The 16,634-nt window shown below is 28.8% G+C and carries 15 protein-coding genes; 13 read left to right on the forward strand and 2 right to left on the reverse strand.

The genetic code is table 11. From position 1 onward, the window contains the following. Positions 1–98 precede the first annotated feature (98 nt). The 13 genes from H9W90_RS10400 (at position 99) to H9W90_RS10460 (ending at position 14,721) form a co-directional block, all read left to right on the forward strand. Positions 99–899: a hypothetical protein gene (locus tag H9W90_RS10400; RefSeq protein ID WP_187481535.1), complete on the forward strand. Its 801-nt coding sequence runs from the start codon at positions 99–101 to the stop codon at positions 897–899. A 164-nt stretch (positions 900–1,063) separates the two neighbouring features. Further along, positions 1,064–3,424, forward strand: coding sequence for a toxin-antitoxin system YwqK family antitoxin (locus H9W90_RS10405; RefSeq protein WP_187481536.1), 2,361 nt, complete (start codon positions 1,064–1,066; stop codon positions 3,422–3,424). Positions 3,425–3,714: 290 nt separating this feature from the next. Next, complete coding sequence (locus tag H9W90_RS10410) at positions 3,715–4,017, forward strand: helix-turn-helix domain-containing protein (RefSeq protein ID WP_187481537.1); 303 nt, start codon at positions 3,715–3,717, stop codon at positions 4,015–4,017. After that, complete coding sequence (locus H9W90_RS10415; protein WP_187481538.1) at positions 4,017–4,931, forward strand: hypothetical protein; 915 nt, start codon at positions 4,017–4,019, stop codon at positions 4,929–4,931. The genes H9W90_RS10410 and H9W90_RS10415 overlap by 1 nt, the downstream gene beginning before the upstream one ends. 3 nt (positions 4,932–4,934) lie before the next feature. Next, a complete protein-coding gene (locus H9W90_RS10420) occupies positions 4,935–6,437 on the forward strand; it encodes an Eco57I restriction-modification methylase domain-containing protein (RefSeq protein ID WP_187481539.1) in 1,503 nt (500 codons plus the stop codon). Positions 6,438–6,751: 314 nt separating this feature from the next. Continuing rightward, a complete protein-coding gene (locus H9W90_RS10425) occupies positions 6,752–7,450 on the forward strand; it encodes a hypothetical protein (RefSeq protein ID WP_187481540.1) in 699 nt (232 codons plus the stop codon). 154 nt (positions 7,451–7,604) lie between these two features. Then, complete coding sequence (locus H9W90_RS10430) at positions 7,605–8,195, forward strand: hypothetical protein (protein ID WP_187481541.1); 591 nt, start codon at positions 7,605–7,607, stop codon at positions 8,193–8,195. A 194-nt stretch (positions 8,196–8,389) separates the two neighbouring features. After that, entirely contained in the window at positions 8,390–9,847 is a 1,458-nt protein-coding gene (locus tag H9W90_RS10435) for a T9SS type A sorting domain-containing protein (RefSeq protein ID WP_187481542.1), read from the forward strand. A gap of 143 nt (positions 9,848–9,990) precedes the next feature. Next, a complete protein-coding gene (locus H9W90_RS10440; RefSeq protein WP_187481543.1) occupies positions 9,991–10,569 on the forward strand; it encodes an MltR family transcriptional regulator in 579 nt (192 codons plus the stop codon). A gap of 150 nt (positions 10,570–10,719) precedes the next feature. After that, positions 10,720–12,273 carry a TlpA family protein disulfide reductase gene (locus H9W90_RS10445; protein ID WP_187481544.1) on the forward strand — a complete coding sequence of 518 codons (1,554 nt, stop codon included), beginning with the start codon at positions 10,720–10,722 and terminating at the stop codon, positions 12,271–12,273. A gap of 148 nt (positions 12,274–12,421) precedes the next feature. Continuing rightward, positions 12,422–13,219 carry a barstar family protein gene (locus H9W90_RS10450; protein WP_187481545.1) on the forward strand — a complete coding sequence of 266 codons (798 nt, stop codon included), beginning with the start codon at positions 12,422–12,424 and terminating at the stop codon, positions 13,217–13,219. A 151-nt stretch (positions 13,220–13,370) separates the two neighbouring features. Next, on the forward strand, positions 13,371–13,565 hold the full coding sequence (locus H9W90_RS10455; RefSeq protein WP_187481546.1) for a hypothetical protein: 195 nt from the start codon (positions 13,371–13,373) through the stop codon (positions 13,563–13,565). Positions 13,566–13,953: 388 nt separating this feature from the next. Next, the gene (locus H9W90_RS10460) at positions 13,954–14,721 is read left to right on the forward strand and encodes a hypothetical protein (protein WP_187481547.1); all 768 of its coding nucleotides are present in this window, start codon (positions 13,954–13,956) and stop codon (positions 14,719–14,721) included. A 212-nt stretch (positions 14,722–14,933) separates the two neighbouring features. Here H9W90_RS10460 and H9W90_RS10465 read toward each other — a convergent pair whose 3' ends face one another. Then, positions 14,934–15,779, reverse strand: coding sequence for a hypothetical protein (locus H9W90_RS10465; RefSeq protein WP_187481548.1), 846 nt, complete (start codon positions 15,777–15,779; stop codon positions 14,934–14,936). Position 15,780: 1 nt separating this feature from the next. After that, positions 15,781–16,602: a HipA family kinase gene (locus tag H9W90_RS10470; protein ID WP_187481549.1), complete on the reverse strand. Its 822-nt coding sequence runs from the start codon at positions 16,600–16,602 to the stop codon at positions 15,781–15,783. Positions 16,603–16,634 lie beyond the last annotated feature (32 nt).

The following is a 16,634-nucleotide window of genomic DNA, read 5'->3' on the forward strand; positions in this document are numbered from 1 at the left end:
AGTTGCATTTTTGCAAACTTCTGAATTTCCTTTGGAAATTCCTCGTTCACAAAACCGCAACTTTCCATAACACAACAACGTTGGGCAAAATAAAAAAAATGAAAAGAATCATTTCAATTTTAGTAATAGTTTTTCTAATTTCTTCTTGTCAAAAAGAGAAAAAAATTACGAATAAAAAATTAGAACCCGAAGTTATAAAAAATCATTACAAGCCTATATTTTTAAGTTTTAGTCCTGAAATGACAAAATCTGAATTTGAAAAAGAAATTAGGGAAAAAACGTGGGACAAAACTCTTGAATTAGGAAAATTTATAATTGAACTAAATTCTAAAAAGTATAAGTTTGAAATACAAAAGGGGGAAAATTCAATTAATTTATTTTACGGTGAATCTGAAATTTTAAATAGAGAATTTTTGAATCTAAAAAAATCAAAAGTTATAATAGAAAATCAGAAAATATTAATGAATTCTTTAATTCAACTTTTCAGAAATAAAAAAGAATATATTGAATATAAAATGCCAAAACTGAAAGAAGATAAAAAGGAATTATATTTATTTAGAAATAAAGAAAGGTCAGTTTTACTTTCTTTCTTAAATTCTGGAAACATTGTAAGAAGTACTAAAGAAGACTTTGAGTATTATAAAAATTTGGAAAACAAGAATGATTCAGATTCCTTTTTTGTTTCAGCAATGCAATTTAAGGAGAAAAAACAAACTGAACATTATTTGAATTATATGTGGATAAGTTATTATTCAAATGAAGAAATGGATAAATTAATAAGTTCTAAAAAAAGAATTTTAGATAAAAAATCAGAAGAAGAAAAACAAAAGATTAAAAAACTAAAAATGGAAGAAGAAATGAAAAATAAGAAAATAATTGAAAATCAAAAATTATTATAATAATACTTTGCCCAACACCGTACAAAATTAATTGCTTGCTTTTAGTTTACTTACGAAAATCCTCGCGGATTTTCTTTGTCAGTAATTATTTATTAACTTCATTGCTTAACATCGCAACTAATCTTGTACAAACAAGTTAGCACCAATACGAGAAAAACCAACGAATGAAAAATATTACATTGAAAACATTACTATTTCTACTACTCTTTATAAGCCAAATTTCTTTTGGACAAAGACTTACATTGAACGACATTGAAAATATTTGCAACAAATCAAATTGGGAAAGTGTCAATCAATTTCTAATGAATAAAAATTGGGAATACTATGAATCTGAAAAGGGAAATTCCGAAAAGTATAGCACTATAACTTGGTCTTATGAAAAAACTTATGGAGATAAGGCTTCTGCTTGGTTTTACCTTTATACTTATGAAGGATTTCCAAATAAATTAAGTTATTCCGTTTTTAATAAGCCTTCATATTCTGCTATCCAAAATTCACTAAGTTCGAAAGGTTACAAACTTCAAAATAGCGAAATTGAAAACAATGAATTAATTTCTACATATGCGAATAGCAAATTTATTTTAAAAATAACAACAGAAAAAAGAGAAAAAAATAGTTATTCAAGTTTTGACGAAAGTATTACTGCATACAGATTTTTATTAATAAAAAAGTCAAGTATTTATGACCCAGATAACGGAAAGAAAGTCGATTACTATTATGGCAACACAAAACAAGCTGAATATACAAAAGTAAATGGAAAAATTAATGGTGCTTTAAAAGTCTATTATGAAAATGGAAAACTAAAAAAGACAGGTTATTATAAAAATGGTTTAGCAAATGGAAACTTTGTAGAGTATGACGAAGAAGGAAATAAAACGTTTGAATATTATCAGAGTAACGATGAAAAAAATGGAAAATTAACAGCTTACGAAGACAATAAAATATCTTATTCAACTCACTACAAAGATGATATTCAAAATGGAGAGAGAACCGAATACTATTATGATGACGAAAGCGGAAGACTATACCTAAAAGTAATTGGAACCTTATTGAATGGAGAAAAAGAAGGAAATTGGAGTTTAATCTTCATAGATAAAGAAAAAGGTGAAAGAATATTAACAAAAACAAATTACTCGAAAGGTTTAAAAAATGGTTATTCACAAGATATAAAAGGAGACAGCTTAATAATAGCAAACTATACAAACGACAAATTAGACGGCAACTACAAAGTATATTTAGATGTTACGAAAACTGTATTTGGAGGTGTTATAGAGACTGATGTTTCAAAATTATTTTTAATATCAGAAGGGAAGTATCAGAATGATAAAAAAACAGATTATTGGAAAGACTATTCCTTAACAAAATCTTTAAGTAGTGAAGGAAACTATTTGAACGATGAAAAAACTGGCGAATGGAAAAATTACTATTCAAAATATACTAATGACGATAAACCTACACACTATTCAGAAAAACTGTACTTAATAGAAAATTATAGAAAAGGAAAACTAAATGGATTGACAACTCGATTTTCCTATTTGAATAAAGAGAAATACAAGTGTTCAGAATTAGACGAAAACAATAAGCCAAAAGATTCTTGCACTCGAATGGTTTACCAAAAAGTTTTACAAAAATCTAATTATAAAAACAACAAATTGAATGGTGCTTTTGAGTTAAGAGATTCATTAGACATTTTAGTAGCAAAAGGTAATTTTGCAAATGACCAAAAAATTGGCAAATGGTTTCATCGATATAAAGATGAAGATTATGACGGTAACCCTTACACATATTTTATGGAAGGCTCTTATGAAGATGATGAACGAGAAGGAGAATGGATATACTATTATAAAAAAGGAGAAATCAACAAAACTATAAATTATTCAAACGGAGAATTTGATGGAAAATTTACAGAATGGAATAATCAAAATAAACCAAAAGAAATAAAACGTTTTGATGATGGAAAATTTAGGGAACTAATTGTTTATGATAGTATAGGACAACAGCCTGAAAGAAAATTTGAAATTTTTGATGAATATTCAAACAGATATAAATGCAGATTTACCCAATACTTGCCAAACGGAAAAATTTCTCAAGTTTATTGGTTAAAAAAAGAAAATGAAATAAGTCATAATTGGTTTGAAATTTCATTCCTATTAAAACTAAAAGAAAACGACAAGTCAAAAATTTATAAAGACGGAACATATAAGAATTATGACATAAATAATAGACCTCTAATTATTGGAGAATACTTTGAAGAAAGTAAAATTGGAGATTGGACTTACTATTACTATCCCCAAAAAGTCAAAATAGAAATCGAATATGACGACAATATAATTATTTCGGAAAAGTACTTGGATCTAAATGATGCTTTATTCTCTGGAAAGTTCACTTATATTAACGAAGAAGATAATATTAAAGAAATTCGTAAAATTAAGAATGGTTTAAGAAATGGAAATACGGAATTTATCGACATAAATACAGGAAAAAGAATTAAAAAAGTAAAATACAAAGACGGAAAAATAAAATAAGTACTGGTGCTAACAACGTATATAAAAAATAGCGGTTTAATCGCTTAATCAAAAGAAAATGAATTAATTAAAGGTATGTTATAAACCGAAAAGTGAGTGCATAAAAATCCGCTACTTTTTATATACAAAACCGTTAGCCACAAGCTGAAAAACCAACCGCACAGTCAAGCACATTTCATTTTTTTCGTGCCTCAAAAAATAAAAAGAGCTTGCCTTTTTCCCACGCTCGACACTCTAATTCAGAAAAAATACTTATATTAGCCAAATATTGTCAAGTCAAAAATAGACTTATGAAAAATATTGGAGATACATTACGTGCATTAAGAGAATCAAAAGGACTTCTTCTGAGAGAAGTTGGGGCGGAATTATCTCTTGACCCAACGCTTCTTAGTAAAATTGAGCGAAATGACCGAATGCCGACAAAAGAACAAGTCAATGCACTTTCCGAATTTTATGAAGATAAAAAGAATGAAGTCGTAATAGCTTGGCTTAGTGACAAACTTGTATATGAAGTGCAAGACGAAGACTTAGGTTTAATTGCAATGAAAGTTGCCGAAAAGAAAATAGAATATTTAAAAACTCAAAAGAGCTAATGGACATTACAAAAGAAACAGCCAAAAATAAAGCAGAACTCTTAAAATACTTTAGAGATAGGTCAAGCGAATTTATTGCAGAGGTTAATAAGGAATATGGTAATACCGAATTTAAAAAGAAAGCGAAAAAGTTAAACACATTACTTGTTAGAGCTAGGAATACAATAATTGAGATAGTAGAGCAAAAAGGCAAGAAAGACGATTGGTCAAATCAAGAGATTTTAGAATGTGTTTTAATGGTTACCTACTGCAATTATGTAGTTATGCTAGAAGTTAGACATTCTGTATGGCCTTATGAGTATATGGCTTTTTCACGAAGAATTGGAGAATTATGGGAGCCTTTCTGCAAATTGGCATTTGAATATCCTATTAACGATTTAGAGTTATTTGTTCCACCACTTTTCGCTGATGTTAAAAAACAATTGGCTGATGAAGTTCAAGAATATATAAACAATCTAGACATTTCAGCAGAACAAAAAGAACAACTTAATAAGTACTACGATAAAGTATGGAGTTTAGTTATGTCTGGAGAAATTCAACTTGAATTAGACTTACACTTTATATTTGAAGGTAAAAAATATGTAGTAGATTTTAAAAGTGGTTTTGGTTCTAATGAAAAAGGTAATGTAAATAGACTTCTTCTTGTTGCAAGTATTTATCATAATCTAGAAGATGATTATCAACCACTGATTTTTGTTCGAGCAACTGAAAACAATAATTATTTCAACACTTTAAAAAATTCAAAAACGTGGAGTGCATTTTCTGGGGCAGAAACTTATGGCGAGCTTCATAAATATTCTGGATTTGATATTAGCACTTGGATTGTTGAAAATATAAATTGGACTGAAGATTTAGATAGCGATTTTGTAAAACATTTAGAGGATAACGACTTAACTCAATATTTAACTTGGTAGATTATGATTAGTGAACAAAGAATATTTCAAGCATATTATACTAAGTCAGAGCCAATCGTTTCATATATGGTTGACTTGTTAGACTTAGACGGAACAGAGTCAATATTTGAACCCTGTGCAGGAGATGGTGTTTTTATTGACCCTATTTTAGATAAATATCAAAATATTAAAATAGACGCATTTGAACTGAACGAAAATGCTTGTGATACTTTGAAATCAAAATATCAAGATTTAGAAAACATATCGATTAAACAAACAGACACATTAACGGATTTAGATTTGGAGTTTCTATGTTCAATGGGTGGAAAATATGATGCTGTAATAGCTAATCCGCCATATGGAGCTTGGAGAAACACAATTGACAGAGCTACTTTAAAGAAAAGATTTAACGGATTTTACGCAAAAGAAAGCTACTCTCTTTTTCTTTATCGAAGTATAGAATCATTAAATGAAGGCGGAAAATTAGTTTTTATAATTCCTGACACTTATCTAAACCTAAATATGCACAAGGATATTAGAAAGTACATATTATCTAACACCAAAATAAAAGAGATAGCTTTATTTCCTTCCTCGTACTTTCCTGGAGTTAATTTTGGCTATGCAAATTTATCAATCATTGCATTAGAGAAATCTAGTGACTATAAATTAAACTTAGAAAACACATTCAGAATAATTAAAGATTATAAATCCGTTGAGGAACTAGGAAATGAAAAAATAAAACACCTAACGAAACTAAATATTCAACAGAAAAACGTTTTAAAAAATGATGGATATATTTTTCTAACCAATACGAATCCTAGTGTTTCTGATTGTATTAGACAGGCGAAAACGAGCATTGGAGAAGTTTGCGACTGTGCAACAGGTTTCTATTCTGGAAATGACAAGGATAGATTAAAAGTTTTGAGCAAAGAGATTCGTAATTCAAAAAGATATGACGAAGTTGATAAAGAAAAAATAACTTATGACTGTAGCTCAAGACCTTTAGATGGAATTGAAAATGAGCAAATATATGTTCCAATAGTTAAAGGTGGAAATGTAAGATATTACAAAGCTGACAATTGGTTTATGGAATGGTCAAGTGATATAGTTAGTTTTTACAAAAAAGATAAAAAAGCTCGTTATCAAAATTCTTCATATTATTTTAGAAAAGGAATAGCTGTACCAATGGTTAGTTCTAGTTCAATAACTGGTGCTATTATTGAAAATAGACTTTTCGACCAATCAATAGTCGGAATATTTCCAAAAAAAGAAAGCTTAATCCACTATTTCCTTGCGTTTTTCAATTCACCAACTTGCAATAAGTTAATTAGAACAATAAATCCTTCAACAAACAACTCTTCTAATTACATAAAACGTATTCCATTTATACAACCAAGTATTGAACAAGAAGATACTATAACAGAAAACATAAAACAGATTATCGAACAAGTTAAAGTTTCTGGAGATTATGAAATTGAATTAGAAACAGAGAATAATAAAATGATTGCGGAATTGTACGGATTTTAGCCAACGCTGAAAGCCATACACATTTGCAATTCGCTACAGCCAATACACAAGCCAAAAATTGCAAAAGAGTATGTCTTTGCCAACGCTAGCAAGTTTGCGGAAAAAAGCCAGTGGCTAACAACGTGTATAAAACATAGCTAATATAGGCTTTTCGAGAGGTTTTTGCTTATTTATAAAGTACGCCAAATTTTTTATTTGGTTATATTTAGAAAAGAAAATTAAACATAAAAATAAAAAATTCGGCTCGTGCTAAATCCGAAAAGTTAGTGTTTATTTATACGCTACGTTTCATACACAAGACCGTTACCACACATTTGAGAAAAACATTCTACATATCGACAATTTTAGTTTTTACATCAATCATTTTATTCGCTCAAAATAAAATTGAATTAGTAACATATAATTGTATTTATAAAGATGGTACAATGTTCTCAATAAAAAGAGCAAATCCGAAAATCTTAACTGAACAGAATTTTATTCAAGAAGATAAATATTGGAATAATCATAAGAAGATAATTATGAACAATTCTGAATTTTTAAAAATTCAATACACGAATATTTTTGGACAGAAAATCGATACAATTTTTACAAACACAAAGGAACTAACTGAAATAAAAATTTGCGTAAACAAGTTTAAAGATTACGAGAAAAAATCTCTAATAAAAGAATCAATCGAAAATAATGAAAGTTGGATTTTGAACACAACTTGGGGACATCAAACTTTTGAATCTGACAAACTGATTTTAAAACCTAAAAACGGATTTTTAAAATATAAATATTACAAAAACGGAAAAAGAATAAAACGTGGAAAAATAAAAATAACAGAATCCGTCATAGAAAAAATAGCATTGTTTGAGCGTAAACTGAATCTAATGCAAAATGCTGACAATTCTTGTAATTTCGGAATCAATTATAATCTTAACAATGGAATTGAAAAGTTGAATTTTCAAGACGACAGTTGTTCTGGGTTTTCGAATGAACAATTATTGTCTGAATTAAAAATAGCGGAATAAAAAACGTGTGGTAACACCGTATAAAAAAAATTGCTAAATTAGTGCTTAAACAAAGGCAGTTGCATTTTTGCCAACTTCTGAATTTCCTTCGGAAATTCCTCGCTGACAAAACCGCAACTTTTCTTATACAACAACGTTGGCAACAAGCTAAAAAATGAAACACACATTGAACATATTACTTCTGATTTTAACTTTGGTTTCGTGTAAAAACCAATCAAAATCTGAATTAAATAAAGTAGAATTAAAAAAGGAAATTGCTCAAATTGAAAAAGAGGAATTAAAAGAAGTTAATAAACTGAAAACTATTCCAAACGATTTGCGAAAACTTGGTGCTTTTGACTTTTTTGACTCTGATGAAATTATGAGAATTTGGAGATTTCCAGAAGGCGGAGCTGTATTTGAGGAATTAATAGAAATAAAAAGAAATGGAAAAGAATGGAGTTCTATTCGATATACATATTTACTAGACGAATATATTGACAAACCTGAATATCAAAAATTTAGAAAAAAGCAAACTCTGAAATTAAAGAAAGAACAAATTTTAGAGTTTATCAATAAAAAGTTATTGCAAGAAAACATAAAACCGACTAAAGAAGACCAAATTTGCTTATGTGATATCTATTTAGCGGAATATCGACTTAACAATGAACAAAATTATTTTGAATTCTTTTTAAGAGAAGAAGGAAATAAAAATATTTCAAAAGTTAATTTAATGAAATTTCTGAATGAAATAATATCTGAATAAAGCCTGTTGCCAACACCGTATATAATTTATTGCTGGCTTCTCGCCTACTTACGAAAGTCCTCGCGGACTTTCTTTGTCCGTAATTATTTACTAAATTAGTTGCTTGAAACACGCAACAAACCATATACAACAACGTTGGCATTAATTTAAAAAAAAATCGTAAATTGTAATTTATAATCAAATAAAAAACAGACATGAAAAAAATTTTACTTTTAGTTATCTATGTTATTGCGTTTCAATTACATGCGCAAACTTACATGTATGGCACAACTTATGAAGGAGGTGCGAATGGGCTTGGAATCATTTACAGAGTTGACCAAAACGGCCAAAACTTTCAAAAAGTTTTTGATTTTACAACTAGTACGGGTGGTAAACCATTAGGAGGTTTAACACTAGCAAATGGTAAACTTTATGGTTTTACTACAGAAGAAGGGCCTGTTGATAACCCTGGAGCTACCGCTGGGTTCGGATCTTTTTTTAGTTTTGACCCTCTAACAAATAATTTAACTGTAATTGAATCACTTGATGATAAATCTATAATTGGTAGTGACATTAATCATAGTCCACTTCTTGCTAATGATGGAAAGCTCTACATTATTAGTGCACAAAGTGAAGTCGGTGTATTTAATAGTATAATATCAACTTATGACCTAGGTACGCAAGCTATTTCTGTTTTAGCTACCTTAGATAGAACTACTCACGGTCAAGGAAGATCAAAATTAATGCAGGCTAGCAACAACCATTTTTATATTGCTACCTCCAATGGTGGAACAAATGATTTTGGAACGATCACTCGTTGGAATACCTCTACAAATCAACTAGAGGAGTTATTTAATTCAACTGGACCTGGTGAATCTCCAAATCACGGTTTTAAAAATGCACAAAATGGTTTAATAGAAAGTAGCGATGGATATCTTTATGGTACATCTACACAAGGTGGTGATATAACAGATGTAGGTGTGTTATTTAGAATTAAATTAGATGGTACAGATTACAGTGCATTAGAAGTTTTCAAATCAGGAATACAAGACCAGGGTTTTTATCCATATAGTGGTCTAACAGAATTGAATGGACTTTTATATGGTAATACATCAGAAGAAAATATAGATAACGTAAACGCTGGTACACTTTTCACTTATAATTTAACAACTGGTGTTGTTGATTATTTTTACACATTAGATCTTGAAGGTTATACACCTAAAGGAACTATGACATTATCAACTAATAACCGTTTATACTTTACAACTACAGGTGAAAACGGCGGAAATAATGGTAGCCTAATTGAATACAATCCTATCAATGGTAATGTAACTCAAAGACATTCATTCAACGGAACTAATGGTTCTAAACCATATTATGATGAATTAGCTGTCGTGGATTTCACTTCCTTGAGTATTGATGAATCTTCTTTACTAGATAATATTGTCAATACATACCCGAATCCATTTCAGGACGTAGTTAATATTAAAGTTGAGGGGTCACATCTGATTGAAACTATTAAAATATTAGATCTTAAGGGTTCTGAATTGTATATTGACAATTCTAAGTCAAATGAATCTAATGTAAATACATCTTTTCTGTCATCAGGTGTTTATTTATTGTACATCCAAACAGATTTAGGTAGCACAACAAGAAAGATAATAAAAGAATAACTAATGCCAACAAGGTATAAAAGCAATAGCGGTTTGGGTGTAATCTCAAACCGCTATTATATTTAATAGCCAACTTTGCCTACTGAAAGGAAGAGCATCTAATTCCGCTACTGTTCTTATACAAGTCCGTTGTACAATATTAGATGAAAGAAGAAATTAAGATTTTAGACAAACAAGTAAATCAACTGAATAATGAAAGTGATAGAGCTTGTATTATTTTAGCAGGTTCGATTATAGATGATGTATTGTACAAAATATTTGACAGATATCTTGTTTCGTTTCCATCTTCAAATGACCCTTTATTTAATAACAATGGAGCATTATCAACACTTTCAAATAAGATTGACTTGGCTTACAGATTTGGAATAATTAGCAATCAAATGTGCAAATCATTGCATTCAATTCGAAAACTGAGAAATATATGTGCTCACGAGTACGAATCAATCACTTTTAATGACCAAAAAGTTAAGGACATATCAAACAATCTATTTAATATTACAAAATTGACTTCAGCTGTTATTTCACAAAATGTTGAAAAAATTAATACTCGAGCGAAATTTACTTTTGCATTTTCTTATTTAATTCACGAATTGAACATAATACACAAATCTGTTAAACCTCTTGAATCGAAAGAAATGGAATTTGGGTTGACTGAAACTGCTGCTAAAGAATATATAGAGTCCAAAACAAGTAATAATTTGAATGACGAAAATAAAAATTAACATTGTACAACACCGTATATAATTTATTGCTAGTTCTAGCCTACTTACGAAAATCCTCGCGGATTTTCTATTCGGTATTTATTTGCTAAATTACTTGCTAAACCACGCAACAAACCATATACAAACACGTTGGCAACAAGCTGAAAAAAAATGAAATCTGAACTAAAAATATACTTTTTCCTTCTAATAACATTACTGTTTTCCTGCAAAGAAGAACCTAACAAGATAGAACCCAAAACAAAAAAACCTAATAAAATTGTTTTAATTTCAATAAATGCACCAGCAAAATATACTCATTTAATAAAACAAGACAGCATTGGAAAAACACTAAAAGATAGTTTAGGTCCAAAAGCTTTTTACATCAAAAATGGTTTTACATATCTAGATTATATGAATAACGAACAAACGTGGTTACCCAAACCAAATGTTCGTGACACTATAGTTATTGAGTGCTATTCTGAATACCTTGAATTCACTACAAACAATTTTTTTACTTCAATACACGATACCTTTTTAGTGAAAAATGGAGATACCGTTGTTTTTAATTATAATTATAATATACCAAAAGCGGAGATAACTAATAGAAAGGTAAATAATGAAGAACTAAATTATAATAGTTATAGACATAAAAAATTATTCAGTAATAAATATACAAGCCATCACCTGATTTTTGCAAATCTTTTTATAGATAACGATATTAAAAACCATGAACAAAATTCCATTGATTACTTCAACAAAGCAAAAAATGATTTTATTAGAGAAACACAATTATTAGATTCTTTATTAAAATCAAAAAGCATTACGGAGACAAATTACAATTATCGAAAAGATGCTTTGAATATGTTAATGGAAAAGCACAAAAAACTCAAGAATATTAAAAAGTGGTTGGAACAAAACAAATCTTTAAGAGATAAAGAAACCATTGAGCAACTTTTCGGTTTCGATTTAGCCAAAACAGACTCTTTAATGAAATTTTCATTCTTTAGAGATTATTTAAACAATATTTCGAAGTATGATTTGGAATTTATAGAGGAAAACAATGGAAATTCAGGTGCTTTTTACATAGATTCAAGAATTCGTTTTGACTCTATTTTAAAAGATAGACGATTTAATCAAGTTGCTAAAAATTATTTACTTTTCAATGCTTATGACGGAATTGGTCAAAATTTCAGAATCAAAGACAAAGAAAAATATTTTAAAAAACTACAGGAAAACACGACAAATAGAGAGCAACTCGAAAAATTGCAGAAAGACTATAAATTAGATTTCAGCAAGTCTGACAAACTGATTTTAACCGACTTAAAAAATGATACAATTACTTTTTCTAATGTTTTAAAAAACAACAAAGGAAAATGGCTTTATGTTGATTTTTGGGCAAGTTGGTGTAGACCTTGTCGAGAGACAATGCCAGAATCTAACAAGCTCAAAAAAGAATTAAAAAATGAAAATATTGAGTTTATATATTTGGCTCTAAATGACAGAAAAGAAAATTGGCAAAAGGCAATTAAAACTGATAGTCTTTCGAACAGTCATAACTATTTTATAGAAAACGGAAATGTTTCTAAAGTTGTTGAGGATTTAGGAATTAAAACAATACCACATTATTTAATTTATAATCCTAATGGAGAATTAATAAATGGATTTGCAAATCGACCAGGAGAAGGAGCAAAAGAACAATTAAGAAAATTATTGACGGAAAAATAAAGCCAGTTGCCAACACCGTATAAAAAAAATTGCTGGTAAAAGCCAATTTACGAAAGTCCTCGCTGACTTTCTATTTGGCTTTTATTTGCTAACTTTAGTACCTAAACCACGCAACTTTTCTTATACAAACACGTTACCAACAATTAGAATGACCAACATAAATCCGAATAGAATCAAGTTTTATCAATTCCTAAACGATGACATTTCATTGGAATTATTTGAAAGTTGGGTTTATAAAAACAAAGAGCTTGAAAATATAATTCAAGAAGACGATTATAATGATTTATTAGCTTTTACTTTTAAAAGTAGAGAAACCAAGAATTTTATAAAATCGATTGTTAAGAAACATTTTGACTGGAAAGAATATGAAAAATGGAGAACAATTGAATTACTTAAAAAGATTAAATCTGGTAAAATTGAAATTGTTTTGGCAACTCGAAAATTAAGAGAATTATATCTTGAACAAGAAGAAAAAATTAAAAGACCATTTCTGACAATTGGTCTTGCAATTGGTTATGAAAGCGTACTTGATAATTGTCCAATAGAAACTGAATATAATCAATGGAATTCTGACGTTTTGAAAAAACAACTTGAACCTGTACAATGGTATCAAAACCGAATTTTAGAAGACGTTGAACAAGAACTTAACGAATTACTAAACCCTGAAATAAAAACTATTGACCTTGGGAAAATTGTGAGTATTAAAGATTTTCACGACATTTTTTCGGAAAGACTTTACTTCCCTGAATTTTATGGAAATAATTGGGATGCTTTTTGGGATTCGATAATTGGAATCGTTGAAATGCCAAAAAAATTGACCTTAACCAATTGGGAAAAATTCGAAAAAACATTTAAAAAAGATTCGAAAATTTTGAAAGAAATTATAAAGGATTATAACAATCAAAATACTGAAAATAAAAAAATAACTGTTGGTAACACCGTATAAACTTTATTGCTGGTTTTGGCTCACTTGGGAAATTCCTTCGGAATTTCGCCGTTCGTGTTTTATTTATTAAATTCACTGCTTAAACAACGCAACAAAGCTTATACAACAACGTTGCCATTAATACGGAAAAACTCAAACCTTGAATTAGAAAATGGAAAAATTTGACATATTTGCTATTTTGTTTATTGCTTTCGGAATCTACTGTGCGATTGGTTTGAAAAAAGATTATGCTGATTACAAAAAATCAAATCATTATTTAGAATATAATATTTACGTTAGAAATATAGGAGTTGTTGTTGGAAGTATAATTATGTTCTTTTATGAACTTTCAAGATTATTTTCTTAATGATTTAAATAGAAAATTTAAAGCATAAAAAACAAAAATTTAAATTAAGCAACGCGGAATTTACTAATCAAGTATTGAAAAAAAACACAAAACGGAACTGAATAAAAAAACTCTCCGACTTCCACTCTTTGGGAAAAATATGAATCGGAATTTAAGCAAGTTTGAGTAAATTAAAAACGGAGAAAAACATATACTTCGGAAAAAAGAAAACGGAATGATTTCTATGTAAAAAAAAGTACTAATGGCAACAACGTGTATAAAAAATTGCGTAGTTTAGTGCTTAACCAAAGGCAGTTGCATTTTTGTTACGTCTGAATTTCCTTCGGAAATTCCTCGCACACAAAACCGCAACTATTCATACACAAAACCGTTGTGAGCAAGCTGAAAAATGAACTTCGTAAAAGACGACATACCGAAATGGATTAAACCATATGCTGAATTAGGACCAGGATTTGAGCTTGACGTCAAAATCAATCACGACAACTTTTTTTGGTATTTACAAGCTATGTGTAGTCCGCCAAATTTTGAGAAATATTTGATTTTATTACATCCTTTTTGGATAAACTACAAAGCAAAAGAACTTAATAAAAAAGTTAACTTTTTAAGAGATAAAGATGTCAACGAAGAAGAATTTGAAAGGCTTACTTATTCGGAATTCTTTAAAAAATATGACGAGGAATTCAATTTAAAAACAGCGAAAAAAGTAAAAGAAAAAATTGCAGACAAGTATTTAAGAAAAAATAATGACTGGCCAAAATACATTTGGTATCCAGCCGAGGGAGAAGCTGAATTATCTGACTTGGAATTTATCACTCAATCACTGATTAAAAAATATGGAGACTTGGAATCTGACTTTTATTATGTTTTAATGAAAACTAAAGAGATTTACGAAGACCAAATATTGCGTGGAAATTTATCTGAATTACCAAAAGTCTGGGACTTTGAACCCGAAATTAGAGATAGCCCAAGTGCAATCTATCCGACAACAGGAAATGATTGGTTTATAATTACAGATTACGACTGTCCAATGACATTTATTGGTGGAAAATCGGAATTGATTGACGAAATGCTAAAAAACAAACCTAAAGGAATTGACCTTTACGAAATAATACCGAAATACGAACAGAAAAAAGCCAACTCACAACAACGTGTATAATTAATTGCTTGGTCTGTGTGTACTCGGAAAATCCTACGGATTTTCCTCTGGTTCGTTTTCTTTTAGTAACTTAGTTCTCGCCAACGCAACTAATCATACACAACACGTTGTGCAAAATTTAAAATTACGGTAAATTTGAAAAATTTAGGAAATAAAATCAATCAGAAATACTAACACAAAAATAAAGCATTCTGATTTGTTAGTATCTAATTTTAATCAAAAAAAGGTCTAACATTATTTTTTTGAATGTAATCTTCAATAATTCCGACTTCGCTAATATCGACAAACTCTAGAAATTCAGTATCTCTAATATGTTCCCATAGCAAATGGTTTTTGTTTACTCTCTTTTGAGGTTCTCTTCCTAAAACAAAATATTTTCCTCTAGAGTCACCTTCTAATTCTATAGCTTTTGTTAAAGACACAAATCTAGTAACATCATTTTCAAGATAATAATGACTTTTTTCAAAGTCTATTGTTTGTCCAGCTACAGGTATTCCATTTACACCTATAAAATCTATATCTATTGGTGCAAATAAATTTTCAAAATCATCAGAGGTCAATGTCTTTTCAATGTTAACTTTCTCTTGAATTTTAGGAAATAATTGCTTTTTGACTATAGAATGAACATTAAATTCAGGTTCAACATTCGTGTCATTAGAAAATTTAAAAATATATTTTTCAAAAATTCTTTTAAATGTATTATCATTTAAATCTACATCAATCGTTTTTGGTTCAGAAAACTGAATAATATTATTTGAATATCTAGAAAGATAAACTAAATAACTCTCATTAATCCAATCATTCTTAAAATCTCTTTTAATAAATAATTTATTAGAGTCAACTATATTATCAGAAACAATCTCTTTATCAATTGACTTAAGGTAACTTTTAACTAAACCATATCTCTCACTATTTAAAATACCTTTAAAAGCAGAAAGCTTGTCCGAAGAGAATTTAAAATAATTTTTAGAACCATTAGACACAAGAACGCCTATACTAACTCTTTCATTAAGAGTAGTATTCAAATTAACGTAAAGTATTGAATAAATAGTTTTCATTTTAATTAGCTACAAAAGATTGTATAAACTCTCTAAAGTTCGATTCACATTGATTTTTCCAATCATCAGAAAATAAATTGTCAATAATTCTTTTCTTAATTAAGACTTTGTCGATATTCCAAGAGTCTGGTACTAAATCTAAAATATCGTCTAATTTATTTTCACATTCTTTGGTGCAAATGTATAACATTTCAACCAAGTTATTCACAATGTCTGTTAATTTCCTGTCTTTTCCAAATAAAATTTTTGCTATATCAGTTTTAATTATTGATTCATCCTCAGTCAAATCTGTAATTCCATAATCAAGGAATGACATATTAAAAATATTTACGTGGTCGATTGCATAAAAAAAACTCATATTATCAGGAGAAACGGATAAAAGCAAATTGAAGTTGTTATGATTCCTATCTTCATTTGCTGTCCAAATATCAAATAGTGCTATTTTTAAAAAATCCGTTTTATCAGATATTTTATTTCTAAAAGATTTTTCCTGAAACATTGACACCATAGTATGATCTAATTCTTTAGAAGTTTCTAGATATAAAGATCCAAAACATTGCTTTTCAAACCAACCTATCTGTAATTGCGGAAATTTTTCATTTGGAATATGTTCTCTTTTAACATTAATAAGACAAGTTTCGGGTGTTTTAATTCCCCATATTTTAGCAAATTCAGATGCTATCAACTCGTTAAACAAATATTTAGGAAACCTATCATACTTACATACCCAATCTCTGAAATCATTGCAAGTTACAAGTAGCGGACTACTTCCTTGTGTGTCAAAAACTTTATGAACATCTTCAATTGTATGAAGTAATTGCATTAAAAAATTATTATATACTTATTATACAAGCA

Source organism: Polaribacter pectinis (assembly GCF_014352875.1).
GTDB classification, from domain to species: domain Bacteria; phylum Bacteroidota; class Bacteroidia; order Flavobacteriales; family Flavobacteriaceae; genus Polaribacter; species Polaribacter pectinis.

What these genes read in the sequence shown, in the direction of transcription:
- H9W90_RS10400 (WP_187481535.1), top strand. Translation starts at nt 99, where the DNA reads ATGAAAAGAATCATTTCAATTTTAGTAATAGTTTTTCTAATTTCTTCT.
- H9W90_RS10405 (WP_187481536.1), top strand. Translation starts at nt 1,064, where the DNA reads ATGAAAAATATTACATTGAAAACATTACTATTTCTACTACTCTTTATA.
- H9W90_RS10410 (WP_187481537.1), top strand. Translation starts at nt 3,715, where the DNA reads ATGAAAAATATTGGAGATACATTACGTGCATTAAGAGAATCAAAAGGA.
- H9W90_RS10415 (WP_187481538.1), top strand. Translation starts at nt 4,017, where the DNA reads ATGGACATTACAAAAGAAACAGCCAAAAATAAAGCAGAACTCTTAAAA.
- H9W90_RS10420 (WP_187481539.1), top strand. Translation starts at nt 4,935, where the DNA reads ATGATTAGTGAACAAAGAATATTTCAAGCATATTATACTAAGTCAGAG.
- H9W90_RS10430 (WP_187481541.1), top strand. Translation starts at nt 7,605, where the DNA reads ATGAAACACACATTGAACATATTACTTCTGATTTTAACTTTGGTTTCG.
- H9W90_RS10435 (WP_187481542.1), top strand. Translation starts at nt 8,390, where the DNA reads ATGAAAAAAATTTTACTTTTAGTTATCTATGTTATTGCGTTTCAATTA.
- H9W90_RS10440 (WP_187481543.1), top strand. Translation starts at nt 9,991, where the DNA reads ATGAAAGAAGAAATTAAGATTTTAGACAAACAAGTAAATCAACTGAAT.
- H9W90_RS10445 (WP_187481544.1), top strand. Translation starts at nt 10,720, where the DNA reads ATGAAATCTGAACTAAAAATATACTTTTTCCTTCTAATAACATTACTG.
- H9W90_RS10450 (WP_187481545.1), top strand. Translation starts at nt 12,422, where the DNA reads ATGACCAACATAAATCCGAATAGAATCAAGTTTTATCAATTCCTAAAC.
- H9W90_RS10455 (WP_187481546.1), top strand. Translation starts at nt 13,371, where the DNA reads ATGGAAAAATTTGACATATTTGCTATTTTGTTTATTGCTTTCGGAATC.
- H9W90_RS10460 (WP_187481547.1), top strand. Translation starts at nt 13,954, where the DNA reads ATGAACTTCGTAAAAGACGACATACCGAAATGGATTAAACCATATGCT.
- H9W90_RS10465 (WP_187481548.1), bottom strand. Translation starts at nt 15,779, where the DNA reads ATGAAAACTATTTATTCAATACTTTACGTTAATTTGAATACTACTCTT.
- H9W90_RS10470 (WP_187481549.1), bottom strand. Translation starts at nt 16,602, where the DNA reads ATGCAATTACTTCATACAATTGAAGATGTTCATAAAGTTTTTGACACA.